This window comes from Microvirga tunisiensis (assembly GCF_009296175.1).
Taxonomy (GTDB): domain Bacteria; phylum Pseudomonadota; class Alphaproteobacteria; order Rhizobiales; family Beijerinckiaceae; genus Microvirga; species Microvirga tunisiensis.
In genome coordinates, this window is sequence record NZ_VOSK01000140.1 from 1 (window position 1) to 16,936 (window position 16,936).

The following is a 16,936-nucleotide window of genomic DNA, read 5'->3' on the forward strand; positions in this document are numbered from 1 at the left end:
CAGGCGCCCACCGTCGAAAGCAGCGGTGATCTTCTTGCGGCCAACGGCTGGAAACGGGAAGGTGGCAGGTGTATCGTCCGGCATGGCGAGTGTGGCACAGGGCAATTGGTGGCAGGGATTAGTCTCAACAACCAAATCCTACGCTGCTTCAAGTGCTTAAGCTACACTCGCCAGCCTTCATCAACCTTCCCATGCATAAGAACGGCTAGATCCGTCTGGTCACCCAGATGTTCGGCCTTGCTGCATGAAGAGGCCCTTCGCTTAGGTTCGTTGCGCCTTCTCCACGTTGCTGCAGCACAGCCTGAAATAATGCGTAATGCTACAAATGAAATCTCTTTTCCTTAGACAGCTACACCGATCAATGGCACACATGCCAAGAACGCGCGAGCAAACTAGGTAGTATTTCATACTATGGCATTTTACCACGAAAACCGTTTAACAAGTGGAAGTACGTTAGCGAAGACAGTTGCGGTCTCTACCGCGACCGTCTTTATGATCGCACAGTGCAACGTTGCCTGCTCCGCGGTATTAGAGCAAACCGACAGTGGGCAGGTCATCGAAGTGAGGGGCGCCGCCGCGGCACCGGACGCAAATCCACATTTAGCGCAGTTCGATTTCAGCGCTGGGGTCGAAGCTACCCTGCCGCAGCGGACCCGGCATCGGTCCCCCACGGCGGACGAGCGCCTGAACATAAGGCAGAATGATGTGCCACTGGCAACGGCATTTATCGATACGACAAACTCTGTACTGGAATTCACAGACGCACCGGCCGATGACGCTGTCGAAGCAGGCTCCCGCCGTCCCCTCGCCTCCTTCCCGTCACCGGCCGGTGCGACCAAACACGCGCCGGATTTTCTATCGGTGCGTCTTGGCTCGCCCTCGCTTCCCAAAGCGCGCAACATGTCAAACAGCTTCACCAGTGATCAGCGGGATATGTACTGGCTTGCCGTCAATGTCGGAAGGCGATTTGCCTCGAGGCTAGGCGTACGCAATTCGACCCCGGAGGAAGCAATGCTCGTTGATCTCTTCACCACAATGATCCAGCGGGAGAGCAATTTCAACCCGCGCGCGGTTTCGGCGGCCGGTGCTGAGGGCCTCGGTCAACTGATGCCAAGCACCGCGCGCCAGCTGGGCGTCAAGGATCCGTTCTCGGCGCGGCACAATCTCGAAGGCGCCGCTACATACTTGGCCGAAATGCTCAATGAGTTCCGCTCCATCGAACTTGCCCTGGCGGCCTACAACGCTGGGCCTGCAGCTGTGCGCAAATATGGCAGCATCCCGCCCTACCGAGAAACCAGGCAGTATGTGTCGGACATTCTCCACGCCGTCGGTGTTGGGCCGCACAGTAATACACGCCAGACTGCGAGTTCGGGCAAGGACACGCCATCCCACCTACTTTTTCACCGGTGATGCCTCCGACGACAATGCCGCATCAAGACGGGCGGTTCAGGCTGCCTTGCAGCCATCTGCGCCGGCCGGAGAGACGACGAAGCTCGCACGCTTGGCAATGACAACAAAAACTGTCAAACAAAAAATAATGCGCCAAGAAGACCGCACTTGACAAAATCTGCGAGCACAGCCCGCGCCCTTCGTTGAAGTGATCAATCTCACGATGAAAACAGTATAATAAAGATCAGATGAGAAAGTCTAGAAAAGGCATACCCGTCCACATCGTTCGGACGGAAGGTAGTGGCAGTCGCATCTCCGAGAGGGCAAAATGAAAGATTTCTTTTCCGACATTGATTTCAGCAGACTTTTGTTAGTCGCCAGTGCTGCGGCTTTCATGTCCCTTATTTTTGCCGCTCCAAGCGCTGCCACGGTCACCGGGCCGAACTTCGAAGGCGTGCAAAGTTTCCTTAACAATATCGTGGGTGGGATCACCGGCCCAATTGGTGTTTCAATCTCGGCCTTGGCTGTCATGGCCGTCGGCTTCTCGTTCATGACCGGTCGGATGGACTGGACCTTCGCAGTCTCCATCATCGTGGGCATCGCGATCGTCTTTGGCGCTGCCACCTTCGTCAAGGGCATCACCCCACATTGATCTCATTCGGTACAGCCCACTAGCGACTTATCGAAGCCTGCGGACTGCCTGGTGGATCTTTCAAAGGAGTACAGACCATCCAACATACAACACTTTTCATAGGTTTGACGCGAGTTGTCACCTTTGCAGGGTTGCCGATCATGTATCTGGTTGTTCTCATATGTGTCGTGATGCTCAGCTTTCTCATCACCGGATCATTCATCTTTCTGCTGACCGCGGGGAGTATTGGCTACGGCGCGCTGCGTGCTCTAGCCGCCTATGATCCAAAGATCGTCGATGTCTTCATTGCAACCGTGCAAAGCACGCGAATGAACCCGGCGCTATTGAAGGCCGAGGGGCTAGTGTACCATGCTTGAGTCCCCGTTCAATCGAGCGATGCGATGGGTCGCGCACAGACACGAGCAACTCGCCAACGAACTGCCATATCTCAGTATCGCCGATGATAGGACCCTGATGTTGCGGGATGGCGATCTAATGGCTGCTTTTGTTGTCGAAGGAGTCAGTGCGGACACGATCGACAACCGACAGACGATGGAGCTGAGTAATGCGTTTTCGCACTTCATTGCGCAGCAGCGCGGTGGCGTCGGGTACTACGTACATCGCATATCCGGTGAAACTCGACCCACCATGAAGCCTGTCGAAGCAGATCCGTTCAGCGCGGAGATTGACCGGCGCTGGCAAAATTATCTTCAGAACATTGGCCTGCGCGACCGCATTACGATGGTCACCATTGTGATCCGGCCACCGAAGATGCTGAACAAACTTATCAATATGACGGGCAACAAGGATACCTACAGTCCCGAAGAGGTCGCCGCGCGCGCAGCTCGCCTCGATCAGATGATCACGACCTGCATGGTCAGCGTAAGTGAGGCAAAGCCTCGTCGACTAACCATCTCCGACGGTGACTGGCTCGGTTTGTTGCGTACGCTGATCGATGGATCCAGTGGGCGTCTCATTGCCGGCAAGAAGTTTGTTCCGATCGCCGATCTTCTGGCCAATTCGATGATCACGTTCCGCGGCAAGGTCTTCGAATGCGATAATCCGAATCCCGGCCTAAAACGCTACGGCACCATCATATCCGTAAAAGATTATCCGACAAACACCTATCCCGGCATCCTTGACGGGCTCAACTTACCGTATGATACCGTGGTCTCACAGAGCTTTACACCAATCGATAATGTCACCGCCCAGGGTAAGATTGCGCGTGTGCGGAAGCAGATGAAGGCAGCGGAGGATGCGGCCATCTCTCTGATGGCGCAACTCGAAGAGGCTGAGGACGATGTTGCATCTGGCCGCGTCGTGTTTGGCGACCATCATTGCAGCATCGCTGTTTTCTGCGAAACTCGGGAAGAGCTTGAGGGAGCTATAGCCTACGTCACGCGCGCCATGCAGGACGCTGGTGCTGCAATCGTGCGCGAGAACTTCTCCAGCCGCGCTGTCTATTTCGCTCAGCATCCGGGGAATTTCAACCACCGCACACGAGCGGCCATGATCTCCTCTCAGAACTTCGCAGAACTTTGCGCCATGCATGGCGCGCCGAAAGGCAACCCGCCGGATCGATGTCCCTGGGGCGACTCCGTGACAATCTTACCGACAGCGCGCGGCGAAACGTTCCGCTTCAACTTCCACTTGCCCGGCAAGCCAAATCAGCGCACGGTCGGCCATACCCTGGTGCTTGGCCAAACCGGGTCGGGCAAGACGCTTGGTACTGCCTTCCTGCTTAGTCAGGCCCAGCGGCTTGGCGCTCGCATTATCGCATTTGACAAGGATAATGGCTTCGAGATGGCGATTCGCGCCATGGGTGGTACATATTCTTCCGTGCGTCTGGGGCAGGAAACCGGCTTCAACCCTATGCGTGCGGAGGCAGATGACCGCGGCGTAGCGTGGCTGTCCGATTGGCTTACAGCATTGGCTAACGATGAAGGTGGGCGACTAAACCCGGTTCAGCTTCAGGCTCTCAACGATGCCGTTCAGGCCAATGCAACGGCTGACCTCCGCTTGCAGAATTTCAAGCAGTTCCGCAACCAGCTGCGTGCAACTGACGATGATGGCGACCTCTATAGCCGACTTAGTCGGTGGGACGAGACTGGCCAGTTCGGCTGGCTATTCGGCGGCAAAGGGATCGATCCGCTCTCTTTCGACAGTCGGATCACCGCTTTTGACCTCACAGAAGTTTTCGATAACAACACCATCCGCACAGCGTGGCTGAGCTATGTCTTCCGCCGCGTGGAACGGCTCGTAGAAGACGAGATTCCAACTCTGCTGGTTCTAGATGAGGCCTGGAAACTGCTTGACGATCCCTACTTCGAACTCCGCCTCAAGGACTGGATGCTAACGATGCGCAAGAAAAACGTTGCGGTCGTTCTCCTGACCCAGCGTGTATCGCACATTACTAGCAGCGCCGGCGGCGATGCCATACTGGAGAGCGCGGTCACACGCTTGGTTTACTCTAGTTCCTACAACACTGAAGCCGAACTTGCACCGCTCAACCTCACGCCGGCCGAATGTGAGTTCCTTCAGACAAGTAACGCGGACAACCACCTCGTGCTGTTAAAATCCGGCAGCGACAGCGTCGTTCTTGATTTCGCGCTCGGGGCGATCGGTAAGGGCATCGACATTTTGGGAGGTGGACGCGGCGAGAAAGCGGCTGCAGGATGGCGTGACACGCCGAACTTTCAAATGAAGATGCTACAATGACGAGAACCCTGATTTCTCTCACGTTAATACTTATGTCCCTTACCGCCTGCCAGTCCATTCCCGCGACGCCGGAGAGCAATTGCGTCTGCGTCTGGGAACCCCTCGACCGTCACTTCAAAGGAACCGTCACATGAAAGTCGTTCCCCCGTCTGTCGTTTTGTCTGGCCTTTTGCTTGCGGCCACAGGTCCGCTGGTTCAGGAGGTTTACGCCCAAGAAACCTTCAACGATAATGCTGTCCAGTTGCTGATTGCCGCCGTATCAGGCCGCAAGCCGTTCCCGGTGAACAATGGCGAGGCAGATGTCGCGGCCCGTAAAGGAGGTTCAGGCCTATGGGAGATGGCCAACGCTGCTTTGAGCTGCGAGACGGTTGGACCGGGCGGCATTCAGGAAACACTTACGGAATTTTGCAAGCGCTACGGCCTGAGCAACGCATTCAAGTTGCGCAACGACAAACTTGTCAGCAACGTCAATATCGCCCAAGCATCGGCTCAAGGCGCTATCACCGCCTCCATTGCGGAGGAATCCTACAAGCGCGCCAATGCTAGCATGGGTAGGATCAACGGCTATATCGCCGCGCTTGAAACCAGCAGCGACTTGAAAACCAGCGTCGACATTAACACACGTGTGATGACCGAAGTCGCGCAGCAGCTCAACGAAACGCTGCGCACCCAAGCAGCAATCGCATCGGCCGCAGGATCGTACCTCATGGTATTCGGCGCTGACGCCGCTCAGCAGGACGGCGTCGGCGATCCTACAGACTTTATTAGATAACCGCCATGGGCGTGATTTCTTCACTCGCCAGCGAAGTCGACGCTACGCTTATCGATTTTGTGAAGACGGTTTTTACTGAAGTCGCTGTCCCAATCAGAACACTGCTTCAGACTGTAGCGTTGATCGCGCTCTTGTTCATCGCCGTGAACCATGTAATTCAGTTTACGAATGTAAATTACTCCATATATCTACAATGGGGATTGCGATATATACTCATCTATTCCTTTGCAACGATGTGGGAGAATTTCGAGGGCATTTATGCAATCCTCATGACCGTGCCCGCCGACTACGCCGCGCTTTTGATACGCGCGGCATCGCGCGTTAAGATCCACGATGGCGGTGGTCTTGTCGATCCGACGCGCATATCCGATTTGCATTCAGCAATGGACGAGTTCGCCCGTGCCCTCACTAGGCTGGCGAAAAGTTATTATACTAGAAAATTCTCGATCTGGCACATCGGCGATGCGCTTAAAAATGTGTGTACTGGTATATTCATCCAACTAGTCTGCGGACTTTTTGTTGCCACCTCGGCTATCATTGTGCTGGTTGGAAAAATAGGGATAGCCGCGTCGATCAGCCTGGCGCCCCTAGCCATCATCATGCTGATGATGCCTCAAACAAAGCAGTACTTCGAGAGCTGGACGCGCCTCACGGTTGGCTTCCTGGTTACACCGCTGCTGACGACCGCGCTGATGTCTATCGTACTATTTATCGCCGCCGAGATTTATGCGAAGAACCTTCAGGGACCAGATCTAGATCGTGGTCTCGCATTCGTATTCATCATGATCGCCGCAGTGGTTCTCCTAGCCATGATCCCGACTATGGCAAGTACGCTAGCGTCTGCATCGGTTGCCGCTGTCGGTGCTGGTGTGAGCTCTGCCGCAGTTTCTATGATCAAAGGTGGTGTGTGGGGGGGGGGTAAACGATTGCTAGACGGCGTAGGTTCGGGAATCGCGGCTCGCAGCAACGGCGCTTCGCCGGCCGCGGCAGGACGGTCGGCGATTGCCGCGATGCTCCAAAGCTCCAATGTGCGGCAGCAGCGTTGGAATGACGTGCTTGGCCGCCGTATAACCACGCCACGATCGTTACGACGGGATCGCAGGTGAGCTGCTGCTGACAGTTCTTCCGGTAGTCACTCTCGCTCGAGCGGCAACGGAGCCTAGTCTCCTGAACAGACCAGTTTCTAACCCTGACCGATAAGCGATACGAGGAGCAACAGAACGGAGAGGCGCATGACTGAACAAACGACACAGCACGCATTCGAAGACGAGCTATTCTTCAGCCTTCGCAAGCAGCGCAACAACTGGGCGAAAGTTGCAGTTGGGTCCGCCGCCACAAGCCTTGTGTCACTGGCGGCCCTGATAGTCGTGCTGCCGCTCAAAGAAAGCAAGCCGTTTGTGGTGATGGTAGACAAGACCACTGGCGAAGCTGAAAAGATCGTCCAGGTGCGGCCCGCTACGCTCCAACAGCAGGAGGCCGTACTTCAGGCAGAACTCGTATCCTATGTCACCGACCGCGAGACCTACGATCCCGCCGACAACCGTACCCGCATTCAAGAGGTTAGGGCGCGCTCATTCAACAATGCCGAGCAAACTCTGGTCGACCTCTGGCGTTCGGATTCGCCGCAGTATCCGCCGAAAGTCTACGGCAGTGACACTCGCGTGCTAGTTAAGGTCAAATCTGTTACCCCGTTCGCCTCTGACGGGCGTAACACAGTGGATTCCGCTCGTGTGCGCATCACCAAGTCTCGCGAGGAAATGGGACGCAACACTGTCCAGCGCAGTTACATCGTCACGGTTGGCTACGAGTTCAAACCACAAGAAGGCACTACTTTGGAGGCTGTTTGGAGCAATCCGCTTGGCTTCCGTGTCTTGTCGTATCGGATTGACGCGGAAGCGGCCGACTAGAGGATTGACGTAACTATGGCGAGTACAATGTATAAGATTCTATGTTTGTTGCTAATTGCTAGCGTGGCACTGACTACGGTGGCGATGGCCGAGCAATCTCCCTTGAGCCTTCCTGCTGACGCACGCATTAAACGCTTTGCCTACGATGAGAACAACGTCTACAAGCTCGATCTTTACTTCAACTCAGTCACAGCTATCGAGTTTGCTGAATCGGAGCATATCGAGCAGGTTTTCCTCGGCGAAAGCGCATCCTGGGACGTGACCGTGCCGAAGAGGCGCAATGTAATCGCCTTGAAGCCTATCGGCGAACAAGCGCTGACGAATATGACAGTCTACACCAACCAGCACGTTTATTCGTTCGAGCTACGTGCGGTCGGCGCGATAAAGGCAGGGATGGAGGCCGGCGCCGACCAGGTGTTCCGGGCTGTCTTTACCTATCCTGGTGTGATCAAGACTTTGCCCAAGAGCCGTGTCGAAGGCGGTCGCGTGAATCGCGATTACATGGTCTCGGGTCATGCGCAGTTCGTCCCGCTTGCGGTGACAGACAATACATTGCAAACGACTTTCGTCCTGTCTAAGGGCGCCCCCCGGCCGGCAATTTTTAAGGTCGGCCATGACGGGAAGGAAAAGCTGGTCAATTCGCACACTGATGGCGAGCGTGTCATCGTCGACGGCACCAGCGACTATTGGGTGATGAGAATCGGTAATGACATTGTTTGCGTGGGTACGGCGCGCGCTGTTCACATAGCAGACCCAGAGAGCAAGTACTGAGAAGTGCCAGACAAGTTGAGCGATATTGACCATCGACACGATCGCGACGCGGCAGACGCCCCCGTCGATGCGGAACGTGAAAAACTGCTTGAGGGACGCCGAGCCCGGCAGATAGGTAAATCTAAGCGCAAAGGTGGCCGCAGAGTTGTTCTTGCGGCGATGTTGCTAGCCAGCGTCGTAGTTGCTGTCGGCCCGACTCACGTCCTAAAAATTCTCGGTTTGAGAGGCGACGATGAGCAGAAAGCGTCGCGGGCTGATCTGGAAGTCACGCGCGTGGCCCCGAACCAGCAGCTTGACATCCCAGTTCCCGAGCCAAAGGCCGATCCCAACGCTGAGATGAACAAGCGGTTCGAAGAACTGCGCAAGCAAATCGAAGCGATCGCACGGTCCGACAAAGGCGCGGACGTTTCACTCGGTGACGTACAGAGACTGCTGGAGAGCTATGACAAGGAAGTGGCGCAGAAGCTCCGGGAGGAGCGGGAGAGGTCGGAGGCCGAAATTGCGCGCCTGCGTGCCGAGGTAGCCGCCAAGCCCGACGCTGAGAGGCGTCGACAAGTGCAAGAAACTGAAACTAAGAAAAGGGAATCGAAGGCCGTAATCCTGGATGAACCAGGAGCCCGCATTGCGTCAGCTGACGGGGCGTCACAACTTCCCGAAGATCTGAGCGCGAACGATCGTTTTCTTGCCTCGGCGGCCGACTCGGACGTAAAAACCGCAGTGTCTCGTGCTCTCCCTGACCCATCGCGTACCATCGTGCAGGGCACGACAATCTCCGCCGTGCTTGAAACGGCTATTAATACAGAACTGCCGGGCAATATTCGAGCCCTGGTCATCGACCCGGTATACTCCTTCGACGGTTCTCGCATTCTGCTGCCGGCGGGGACAAGCCTGATCGGCGCCTTCAGTAATAAGGTGGATATCGAGCAGAACCGCGTGCTGATCGCATGGAACCGAGCCATCACTCCCGAGGGCAAATCGATCGCGCTCGGCTCTACAGGCACGGACCTGCTTGGTCGCGCCGGCATCGAAGGCAACGTGGACAACCGCTACGGCAAGAAGCTAGGTGCAGCTGCCCTCATTAGCACCATCACCGCGTTGCCCTCGATCCTTCCTATTCTGACCGGCAGCAACAGGTCAGGTAGAGGAGCGGGCACGACAATCACTATCGAAGGTGCGGGATCAGGCAACACCAATCCTGCCGGCCAAGCCGCATCAAATATCGTCGGGGCCCTTAGCGCTCAGGGTAAGGGTATCCTGGACAAATACCTCTCCCTCCCTCCCATCCATCGTGTCCCGCAGGGCAAGGAAATCCTTGTCTCTGTCAACCAGGATCTCTTTATTCGATGAATGACCACCAGTCCAGTCGTGCCATCTCATATGTGGAGCAGTACTTGAGCCCACTCAAGGATTATCTGGTGAGCGACAATATCAATGAATTAGCGATCAACCCGGATGGGTCCATTTTCGTCGAGGAGGCCGGAGCGGAACATATGCATAAGATCGATGTGACCTTGCCGCCTCATGCCATCAAGCGGCTTGGAGCGCAGCTGGCCGGAGAGACCCGCAACACGCTTGGGGCACTTCATCCGATCTTCTCAGGTCGCATTATGGTTTGGGGCTGTCGGCAGCGCGTGCAGGTGGTTGCCGAACCTGCGATCGAAGAAGGCGTGTCGCTGTCGATCCGCAAGTATCTAACGCGGACTTTGGAAAGTGCCGATATAAACTTTGTCGATAGCGGCCAGATGACGGTGGATGCCGGTCGCCACGAACGCCTCCGGGCAATTGCCGATATGGCCCATGTCGGCGACCTGAATGGTCTGTTCCGACAGGCCATTGACGAGAAGTTCAACATTCTGATTTCGGGCGGCACGTCATCGGGCAAAACTACAGTCGCGCGCGCTTTGCTGGCGATGTCAGACCCCGCCGAGCGGATTATTACCATAGAGGATGCACAGGAGCTTTACCCACCCCACAAGAACCAAGTGGCGCTAATCGCAGAGCGTAAGGAGAAATCCGCTCGGAGCCCGTCGAGACTCCTGGAAAGTTGCCTGCGAATGCGCCCCGACCGGATCATTCTCGGCGAAATCCGCGGCGTGGAGGCTTACGATTTTCTTGAGGCGATCAATACCGGCCACCCAGGCGCAATAACAACGATCCACGCGGACAGTCCTGAACTTGCTTTCGACCGACTGGCACTCATGGTGATGCGCTCTGGTGTGCAGATGTCGCACGGCGAGATTATCAACTATGCAAAAAAGACGGTTGACTTGGTTATCCAAGTCGGCCGGCGCCATGGCGGGCGCGGTGTGCTGGAAATCTACCTGCCCTCGCAGAACATTGACTAAGCGCAAGCGACTAACCCATTTATTGATCCGGTTTGGGTGATCTTGAAATCGAGGGCCATTCGATCCAGTTTGGCGGGATGAACCATGTCGACATGCGCAAGCTGCCAGCAGCCGCGCAAGAGGAGCGTCGGCGACAGGTGGTGGGGCTACGCGAGAGCGGCCTGACTTACGAGGCCATTGCCGGGCAGGTTGGTCTGACCCGCACCGGCGTGTTCGATATCTGCCGCCGCTTCGCCGAGCAGGGCCTGGCCGGATTGGCCAGCGGACCACGCGGCCCGGCCCCCGGCACAGGACGGTTTCTCGCGCCCCAGCAGGAAGCACAGGTCCGCGCTCTGATCAGCCGGCACACGCCTGACGAACTCGGCCTGCCCTTTGCCCTGTGGAGCCGGGCGGCGGTGCCGATGCTGATCGAGCGGCATTGTGGGATCCGGCTGGCGGTACGCACCATCGGCACCTATCTGGCGCGCTGGGGCTTCACGGCCCAGAAGCCGCTCCGACGCGCCTACGAGCAGTCGCCGAAGGCCGTGCGGCGCTGGCTGCGGCAGGACTATCCGGCCATTGCAGCACGAGCCAAGGGTGAGAAGGGCACGATCTTCTGGGGTGACGAGACCGGCTTGCGCTCCGATGATGGGCGCGGCCGCAGCTTTGCCCCACGCGGCCGCACCCCTGTGGTGCGCCCCTGTCACAAGCGCGCGAGGCTGGGCCTGATCTCGGCTGTGACCAACAGGGGCGAGCTGCGCTGGATGGTGCTCGATGGTGCGCTCAAGGCCCCGAGCCTGATCCGCTTTCTCGGGCGGCTGATCCAGGATGCCAACGGCAAGGTGTTCCTGATCTGGGACAACCTGCCGGTCCATCGGGCCCGGGCGGTGTGGGGCTGGTTGGCCGAGCGCACGGAGCAGATCGAGGTTTTCCACCTGCCCTCCTACAGTCCGGAGCTGAACCCGGACGAGGGCCTGAATGCCGACCTGAAGCAAGCCGTGACCCGCAAACCGCCCGCCTGCAGCAAACCCGCCCTCAAGCGCGCCATCATCAGCCACATGCGTCGGCTTGCCAAGTCGCCCGGCCGAATCCGCAGCTACTTTGGGCATCCGTCATTCCGCTATGCCGCGTAGTTCAAGTTCTCCCAAGCCGGATCAATAAAATCAACCGGATGGCTGGCCACGAACACCTTCACGCCGGCCCGGGATCATGCTTGTCGAACCGCCCGGAGGATTTTGGCCAGGTGGTTCTGATCAATATCAGCGCCAACACGGACCACCACGCCGGCGACAACCATCTCAATCATCGCAGAGGATGGCGATGTGACTTCGACGAATCCAAGCCGCTGCTCATGAGCAGCGCACTGGACGACACCAGCCTGCATCGCCTTGCGGCGCCAGCCGAACAGTTGTGCTGGCGAAATCCCGGCCTGCCGTGCGATGGCCGAGACATTGGCTCCAGGCTTCAGGGGCTCCTCAATCAGGGCCATTTTGGCTTCAACCGACCAGCGCCGGCGGGGCCGGTCGGGACCAACCTCCAGGCGGCTGGGGATGGCTTCCAGCACATGGAAACTTCTGTCATCAGACATAGGCGCAGACACAGAAACTGACACCGAAAGCTCCTTGCTTTGATGCCAGTAAAGATCAGCCATCGCATCATGCTGCGCCAGATGCGGTCAGCTTACCGCTTACGATTGAGGCAATGATCGGGCACATGAAAGAGGATGGGCGACTTGGACGCAATCACCTGCTCGGGGTCGCGGGCGATGCGATGAACGCGCTGCTCGTGGCCGCTGGACACAATCTGCGGCTGATCCTGAACTGGCTCAGACTTTTTGTCGCCTGGCTCATCGCGGCTCTCATGAGCTCACTCGCGCAACCGGATACTTCCAAAGTGGTCTGAAAGCCAACGCCGGCTACCCTAAACGGCATTGTTCAGGGCCGACTAAGTCATCTCAGGCACTTGAGCTACACCCGCCAGCCTTCCATGAATTTTCCGGGTTAGCCCGCTATACATAAGGGTGTCCGCTCTCTACTGCGATCATCGAGCCCTCTTTTTGCAGCAGCGTCGTTTCGGTCCGTGCTCCTTGTGTCCTGCTGCATTCTCCTGCTTCGCCGTTCGTCACAGGCTTTCGACTGCGCCTTGTCGTCAGACCTGATTCCAGGATCGTTCAGGAGGTTGTCCATAAACATTCGTTCTGTGTCGGTGTCCTTCTGATTTCCCTTGGTCTGATGCACATTCCGTTTCTCGGAGGGCAACTTACTCTCGGGATTCAATTCCAGGTTGTTCAGTGTCTCTTCAACCAGTCTCATTTCTTCTGCTACTGCTTCTGCATCCCACGTCACGCTCTGATCGGTTCTCTGATGTTCCGAGCGGGATGGTGAGCTTGTGCTCGGCGTTGTCGACACGTTCGATGCTCGGGACTGCGTCGACCCACCATCCATTGAGTGAATGCTGACGACAGTCGAATTACTTCTGCTGTGTGCAGGTGTCGCGACTGCCTTCGTGTTAAATATGTCTTGGCGGTCCGTGGCCGGCGGTGAGGTTACATCCCGGCCCTGGTGGTGGACTGTGTTTGGAGTTTGGAGTGCCCCGAGTCGCCTTGTCGTTCCGGGTTCGGGCAGCGGATATACAAACGTCCTGGCTTCCCAAACGGCTGCATGTTCTTTTGCTTCTTCGGCCCGCAATTTTTGGGCGTCAAGTTCACCTTCACTCAGCGCCTTCAATTTTGTTCCGAGCTTTATTCCAAGAAGTCGCCTCGTTACCAGCTTGGTCTCTTCGCCGATATATTTTGTTCTGCTCTTATATAATTTGCCGAAAGTATGTTTGGTGCTGTCCAACTGGCCGCTATCGTCGTATTCGGCTGATCGTTTATTCCAAAGTCTTCGGACGGATCTTATGTCCTTGCTCAGAATGGCTCCATCCTTGTCCAGCAGGGACTCATAGGATTTGCTGAACATGCCGCCGAAATGCCTGATATCCGTCCTAGCCGTCCTCCTGTCGGCGGATGTTCTGGAATACTTGGAAACAGATCGGCTTTTCCGGCCGATCAGCGTCAGATTGCCATCGGCATCTCGTTCGAAGACTTTTTCATTGGATCCCTTCTTCCGGGTTAAGGTACGGTAGCCGTTCTTATCCGGCTTGCTCAACTCCTCCGAGATGGAGCGGAAATACCCACCATCGCGAATACGATTCGTGTAATAACTCGTCCGGATAAGCTGGTCCTTCTCATCTCGCTCCCAGTTTTCCCTGAAGCTGCCGTCCTTGCGCACGATGCTTTGCGAGAGGAGTTTGCCATTTTCGTCATAATTGTAACTGCGTTTCTTCCGCCAACTCTCCTTTTCATATTTTCTGACATATACGGTTCCGGGTTCAGTGCCGTGCTTCAATGTCTTCCTGGTTTTTCTGAATATTCCTCTCTCACGAGTAAGCTCGCCCGGCTTGTCGATCCTTAGCCGTTTGTTACCAAAGATACTGTAGCTGACTTCACCCCTTGTGCTGGCATAAACCTTGCCGAGGATCTCCACATCCTTCGCATATTTCTTCTGCTTATGAGGCTGGTTGTACTTGTTGAGCCTTTTGATTGCGCTGTGTTCTGTTAGTGCGGCGCTCCGATCAAGGTCGTTCCTGCGCCTGCCAGCTGCCCTGTCTCGATACGAAGAGTCCTTGTTCTTAACGGGCATTTTCTTGATCTTGGCCACGAATATTGGTTCCTTCGAGCTACCGGGAGACGCAAGCCTGAGTGGCATGGGAGGGGAGACGGGCCGGACGACGTCGTCCGGCCCGTCTCCTGAAGGGTTTGGGTCGCCAGCCTAGGCGATTCCTGTGCTCTGCTTGCCGCGCCCACGTTCGTCATATTGCGCGCGTCCACCATGTGCTGCCGATCTCGAATACACATCGGAGGCAACGCCAAGCACGTCTGCAGCATCTTGTGGCAGCGGCTCTCTTTTATAGGCGTAGCTGGCAAGGGTTCTGGCGTTTCCTGTTCGTTCGCCGTTCTTGTCGCGGCTTGCAATCATGATCTCCTCTTTTGAATATTGGGAAAGCACGTCCACGCCATGGTCCGGTGGACCATGGCGGACGGTTTGAATTGGAACGGCCACTGCGGGCATCGTTGCACCGACCTTCTGCGCTTCCTCATATGACCTAACATGCGGAGCAGCGATCGATTTATTCAAGCCGGCGTCCTCCAAATGCCTTATGGTCTCTTGTGGCGCTTGTTTCATTGCATATTCGGGGGTTATCCAGGCATTGCCAGTTGAGCTCACAACACGAACGTTTCGCCAGGCCTCGCCGCTCACGAGAGCTTTGGCGGTTGCTGAATTCGGATACTTGTCAAGAGTATGCTTCACAGAGATATAATGCTCACCGACTAAGCAAACGACAGGATTAAGTGACGCATTAAAAGTGCGTTTCTCCCCGACATAGTCGCCAAAGCGTTTGTCAGGTTCATTCTCTCCATATTCTCTGAGACAATCCGTCGAGGTATAGGCATGAGTGCTGGATTTCAGGATTAGCTTTGCACCTTCGCCGTAGCTCTGTTCGACGTCGACTACACTCTTGTTTGTGAATTTGTCGCCTTTCTTGCGCCATCCCGCATCGATGACGTCGGACCCTTTCATCACGATGTAGTCCGGGTTTAGCGCACCTGCCAGGAGGGCGTTATCATAGATGGCTTCCTGTTTGCGTATACCACCCGGAGTCATGTAGCTCTTTTGTGTTTCAGACGGTTTGTAATTTCCCTCCGAATAAATTCGAGAAGGAACTTCTAGTTTGGAGGTTAGTTCTTTGAATTCGTATCCTTTGTATCTCGCTTTAGCCGAGCTATTTTCTAATGTTAAAGGAATCGGAATCCGATTTATGAGAACGGGTGGGGGATAAAAAGACTTGGAATCTCGGCCTACAAGCGAAGCGTTGAAAAGAAGGCTTCTGTTCTTGAATGTATCTGCCGTGGGCTGGCCATACTTTTCTATATACTGCCTTCGGCTAAGAACCTCGAGCCCCTCGCCGCGCTTCTCGCCGGGCTTGCATAGAAGATAGGCATCGTCTGCAATAGCATTGCCGAGCTTTAAATTTGCCATCTCGTTGAGCAAATCTCGTGTTGGGCTGCTAGAACCCGACGAGGACGTCTCGTGGTCGCCACTGTACCTTTGGCGTTTAACGGTTGGTGTTATGATGCTAGAGTTCATCGAGATCTGCGCCTTCTCTTCACTGTCAAGCATTATCTCTTCACTGCTAGTTAAGCTATTCGGGGTTCCCGCCTCCGTCATTGGGGCGTCGGTGTCGTTACGAGGCATTACTCTACCCTTTTGATATTATTGCATTTTACTTCTTTGATATCATTCTTTGGCAAGAGCCTTATCTATCCTCTTTTCAAGAATTTCTTTGAGTTCCAGCTCTTTTATTTCAAAATCCTCTAGGTACGATTGCATCGGAGGATCGATATGTTCTTCCTGGGCGGATTTGACCGAGCGTTCGACTCTCAAGCCATGCTTTTCCTTTTGAAGGTTGAGCTCACTTCGTACCGTCATTGCGATACCCTTTCCTGGTTTGTCCATTTCAGTAATGCCTTGTCCTCGTGCCAACTTTCATGACCTTCCAGCGAGAGGCGACCGTGTTAGTCACAGATAGAGCCTTGATAGATCCGACAGACGTTGCTCGCTATGTACAGACTGCTCCGCGAAGAAGATCGTTAGGCAACTCTAAAATGAATATTGGGGAAGTCAATGATGTTTATTAGGAATTTCGCTGCTAGCTAGGTTTCATATGTAACCTATTCCAGGGCAGCTATTTTCATTACTGCTATGGGAAATCATATGAACGTGTTTACAACAAATGTACTTATAAGTCGCAGGGAATCTAACCGGTCTTTAAGTCCGTCCCGTAATCATGAGTGTCGTCCCAAGCGGCGGACGAGGGGTACTGCGGAGGCGGCACCGTCATGTCTGGATGGCGCCCGTTTGGCAATGTGATTGATTGTTGATGACGTTTGGCCTTGCGAGGCGGGAGCCGTCCACATAGGTAGTCGGCCCTGAACAATGCGGTTTCAGGTGAAGGGCGTTGGATTTTAGACAGCTTGGGAAGTATCCGGTTGCGCGGATGAACTGATCAGGGCTGCTATGAGCCAGGCGACAAAAAGTCTGAGCCAGTTCAGGATCAGCCGCAGATTGTGGCCGGTGGCCACAAGAAGCGCGTTCATCGCATCGCCCGCGACTCCGAGCAGGTGATTGCGTCCCAGCCGCCCGTCCGCCTTCATGTGGCCAATCATCGTCTCGAGGGCAGATCGTCGCCTGAGCACGCATTGCATCGCCTGAATTGCTCCCTGATTTTGGATCGTTGCCTCATCTGATTTGCTCCCGAGCTCTGGCGAGCTGCGGGGGCGATGATGAGGCAGGTGAGCATGACAACACGCAATGAGCTGATC

Annotated in this window: 16 protein-coding genes and 1 pseudogene; 12 read left to right on the top strand and 5 right to left on the bottom strand. The window is 55.6% G+C overall.

Annotated features, from left to right (window positions below; translation table 11 throughout):
- Positions 1–411 precede the first annotated feature (411 nt).
- The 11 genes from FS320_RS25230 to FS320_RS25280 all read left to right on the top strand — a co-directional run bounded on the left by FS320_RS25230 (position 412) and on the right by FS320_RS25280 (position 11,645).
- Entirely contained in the window at positions 412–1,410 is a 999-nt protein-coding gene (locus FS320_RS25230; protein ID WP_244627359.1) for a lytic transglycosylase domain-containing protein, read from the top strand.
- A 307-nt stretch (positions 1,411–1,717) separates the two neighbouring features.
- Positions 1,718–2,041 (top strand): TrbC/VirB2 family protein, encoded by a 324-nt coding sequence (locus FS320_RS25235; protein WP_152714657.1) that lies wholly within the window; start codon positions 1,718–1,720, stop codon positions 2,039–2,041.
- A gap of 98 nt (positions 2,042–2,139) precedes the next feature.
- Positions 2,140–2,397 carry a VirB3 family type IV secretion system protein gene (locus FS320_RS25240; protein ID WP_338105471.1) on the top strand — a complete coding sequence of 86 codons (258 nt, stop codon included), beginning with the start codon at positions 2,140–2,142 and terminating at the stop codon, positions 2,395–2,397.
- A 118-nt stretch (positions 2,398–2,515) separates the two neighbouring features.
- Positions 2,516–4,738: a VirB4 family type IV secretion system protein gene (locus FS320_RS25245; protein WP_244627361.1), complete on the top strand. Its 2,223-nt coding sequence runs from the start codon at positions 2,516–2,518 to the stop codon at positions 4,736–4,738.
- A 130-nt stretch (positions 4,739–4,868) separates the two neighbouring features.
- A complete protein-coding gene (locus FS320_RS25250) occupies positions 4,869–5,510 on the top strand; it encodes a type IV secretion system protein (protein WP_152714659.1) in 642 nt (213 codons plus the stop codon).
- Between the two features lie 5 nt (positions 5,511–5,515).
- Positions 5,516–6,616: a type IV secretion system protein gene (locus FS320_RS25255; RefSeq protein WP_152714660.1), complete on the top strand. Its 1,101-nt coding sequence runs from the start codon at positions 5,516–5,518 to the stop codon at positions 6,614–6,616.
- A gap of 126 nt (positions 6,617–6,742) precedes the next feature.
- On the top strand, positions 6,743–7,417 hold the full coding sequence (locus tag FS320_RS25260) for a VirB8 family type IV secretion system protein (RefSeq protein ID WP_152714661.1): 675 nt from the start codon (positions 6,743–6,745) through the stop codon (positions 7,415–7,417).
- Between the two features lie 27 nt (positions 7,418–7,444).
- A complete protein-coding gene (locus FS320_RS25265) occupies positions 7,445–8,188 on the top strand; it encodes a TrbG/VirB9 family P-type conjugative transfer protein (protein WP_152714662.1) in 744 nt (247 codons plus the stop codon).
- 15 nt (positions 8,189–8,203) lie between these two features.
- On the top strand, positions 8,204–9,535 hold the full coding sequence (locus tag FS320_RS25270) for a TraB/TrbI/VirB10 family type IV secretion system protein (RefSeq protein WP_244627362.1): 1,332 nt from the start codon (positions 8,204–8,206) through the stop codon (positions 9,533–9,535).
- Complete coding sequence (gene virB11 / locus FS320_RS25275; protein WP_152714663.1) at positions 9,532–10,533, top strand: P-type DNA transfer ATPase VirB11; 1,002 nt, start codon at positions 9,532–9,534, stop codon at positions 10,531–10,533. The genes FS320_RS25270 and virB11 overlap by 4 nt, the downstream gene beginning before the upstream one ends.
- A 77-nt stretch (positions 10,534–10,610) precedes the next feature.
- Positions 10,611–11,645 (top strand): IS630 family transposase, encoded by a 1,035-nt coding sequence (locus FS320_RS25280; protein WP_152714672.1) that lies wholly within the window; start codon positions 10,611–10,613, stop codon positions 11,643–11,645.
- A 74-nt stretch (positions 11,646–11,719) separates the two neighbouring features.
- Here the strand turns inward: FS320_RS25280 and FS320_RS25285 are convergent, their stop codons facing one another.
- Positions 11,720–12,163 (bottom strand): transposase, encoded by a 444-nt coding sequence (locus FS320_RS25285; protein WP_152714664.1) that lies wholly within the window; start codon positions 12,161–12,163, stop codon positions 11,720–11,722.
- A 41-nt stretch (positions 12,164–12,204) separates the two neighbouring features.
- Here FS320_RS25285 and FS320_RS25290 point away from each other — a divergent pair.
- Positions 12,205–12,414, top strand: a pseudogene (locus tag FS320_RS25290) (IS5/IS1182 family transposase); the annotation flags it as partial.
- Between the two features lie 98 nt (positions 12,415–12,512).
- Here the strand turns inward: FS320_RS25290 and FS320_RS25295 are convergent.
- The 4 genes from FS320_RS25295 to FS320_RS25310 form a co-directional block, all read right to left on the bottom strand.
- Positions 12,513–14,213, bottom strand: coding sequence for a hypothetical protein (locus FS320_RS25295; RefSeq protein ID WP_162003225.1), 1,701 nt, complete (start codon positions 14,211–14,213; stop codon positions 12,513–12,515).
- Between the two features lie 111 nt (positions 14,214–14,324).
- The gene (locus tag FS320_RS25300; protein ID WP_152714666.1) at positions 14,325–15,809 is read right to left on the bottom strand and encodes a VirE2 family protein; all 1,485 of its coding nucleotides are present in this window, start codon (positions 15,807–15,809) and stop codon (positions 14,325–14,327) included.
- A 42-nt stretch (positions 15,810–15,851) separates the two neighbouring features.
- Positions 15,852–16,097, bottom strand: a complete 246-nt coding sequence (locus tag FS320_RS25305; RefSeq protein ID WP_152714667.1) for a hypothetical protein — start codon at positions 16,095–16,097, stop codon at positions 15,852–15,854.
- A gap of 482 nt (positions 16,098–16,579) precedes the next feature.
- Positions 16,580–16,768: a hypothetical protein gene (locus FS320_RS25310; RefSeq protein WP_152714668.1), complete on the bottom strand. Its 189-nt coding sequence runs from the start codon at positions 16,766–16,768 to the stop codon at positions 16,580–16,582.
- Positions 16,769–16,936 lie beyond the last annotated feature (168 nt).

Excerpts from the sequence above, each read along its gene's own strand:
- FS320_RS25230 (WP_244627359.1), top strand. The coding sequence starts at position 412 with ATGGCATTTTACCACGAAAACCGTTTAACAAGTGGAAGTACGTTAGCG.
- FS320_RS25235 (WP_152714657.1), top strand. The coding sequence starts at position 1,718 with ATGAAAGATTTCTTTTCCGACATTGATTTCAGCAGACTTTTGTTAGTC.
- FS320_RS25245 (WP_244627361.1), top strand. The coding sequence starts at position 2,516 with ATGGCTGCTTTTGTTGTCGAAGGAGTCAGTGCGGACACGATCGACAAC.
- FS320_RS25250 (WP_152714659.1), top strand. The coding sequence starts at position 4,869 with ATGAAAGTCGTTCCCCCGTCTGTCGTTTTGTCTGGCCTTTTGCTTGCG.
- FS320_RS25255 (WP_152714660.1), top strand. The coding sequence starts at position 5,516 with ATGGGCGTGATTTCTTCACTCGCCAGCGAAGTCGACGCTACGCTTATC.
- FS320_RS25260 (WP_152714661.1), top strand. The coding sequence starts at position 6,743 with ATGACTGAACAAACGACACAGCACGCATTCGAAGACGAGCTATTCTTC.
- FS320_RS25265 (WP_152714662.1), top strand. The coding sequence starts at position 7,445 with ATGTATAAGATTCTATGTTTGTTGCTAATTGCTAGCGTGGCACTGACT.
- virB11 (WP_152714663.1), top strand. The coding sequence starts at position 9,532 with ATGAATGACCACCAGTCCAGTCGTGCCATCTCATATGTGGAGCAGTAC.
- FS320_RS25280 (WP_152714672.1), top strand. The coding sequence starts at position 10,611 with ATGAACCATGTCGACATGCGCAAGCTGCCAGCAGCCGCGCAAGAGGAG.
- FS320_RS25285 (WP_152714664.1), bottom strand. The coding sequence starts at position 12,163 with ATGGCTGATCTTTACTGGCATCAAAGCAAGGAGCTTTCGGTGTCAGTT.
- FS320_RS25300 (WP_152714666.1), bottom strand. The coding sequence starts at position 15,809 with ATGCCTCGTAACGACACCGACGCCCCAATGACGGAGGCGGGAACCCCG.
- FS320_RS25310 (WP_152714668.1), bottom strand. The coding sequence starts at position 16,768 with ATGAAGGCGGACGGGCGGCTGGGACGCAATCACCTGCTCGGAGTCGCG.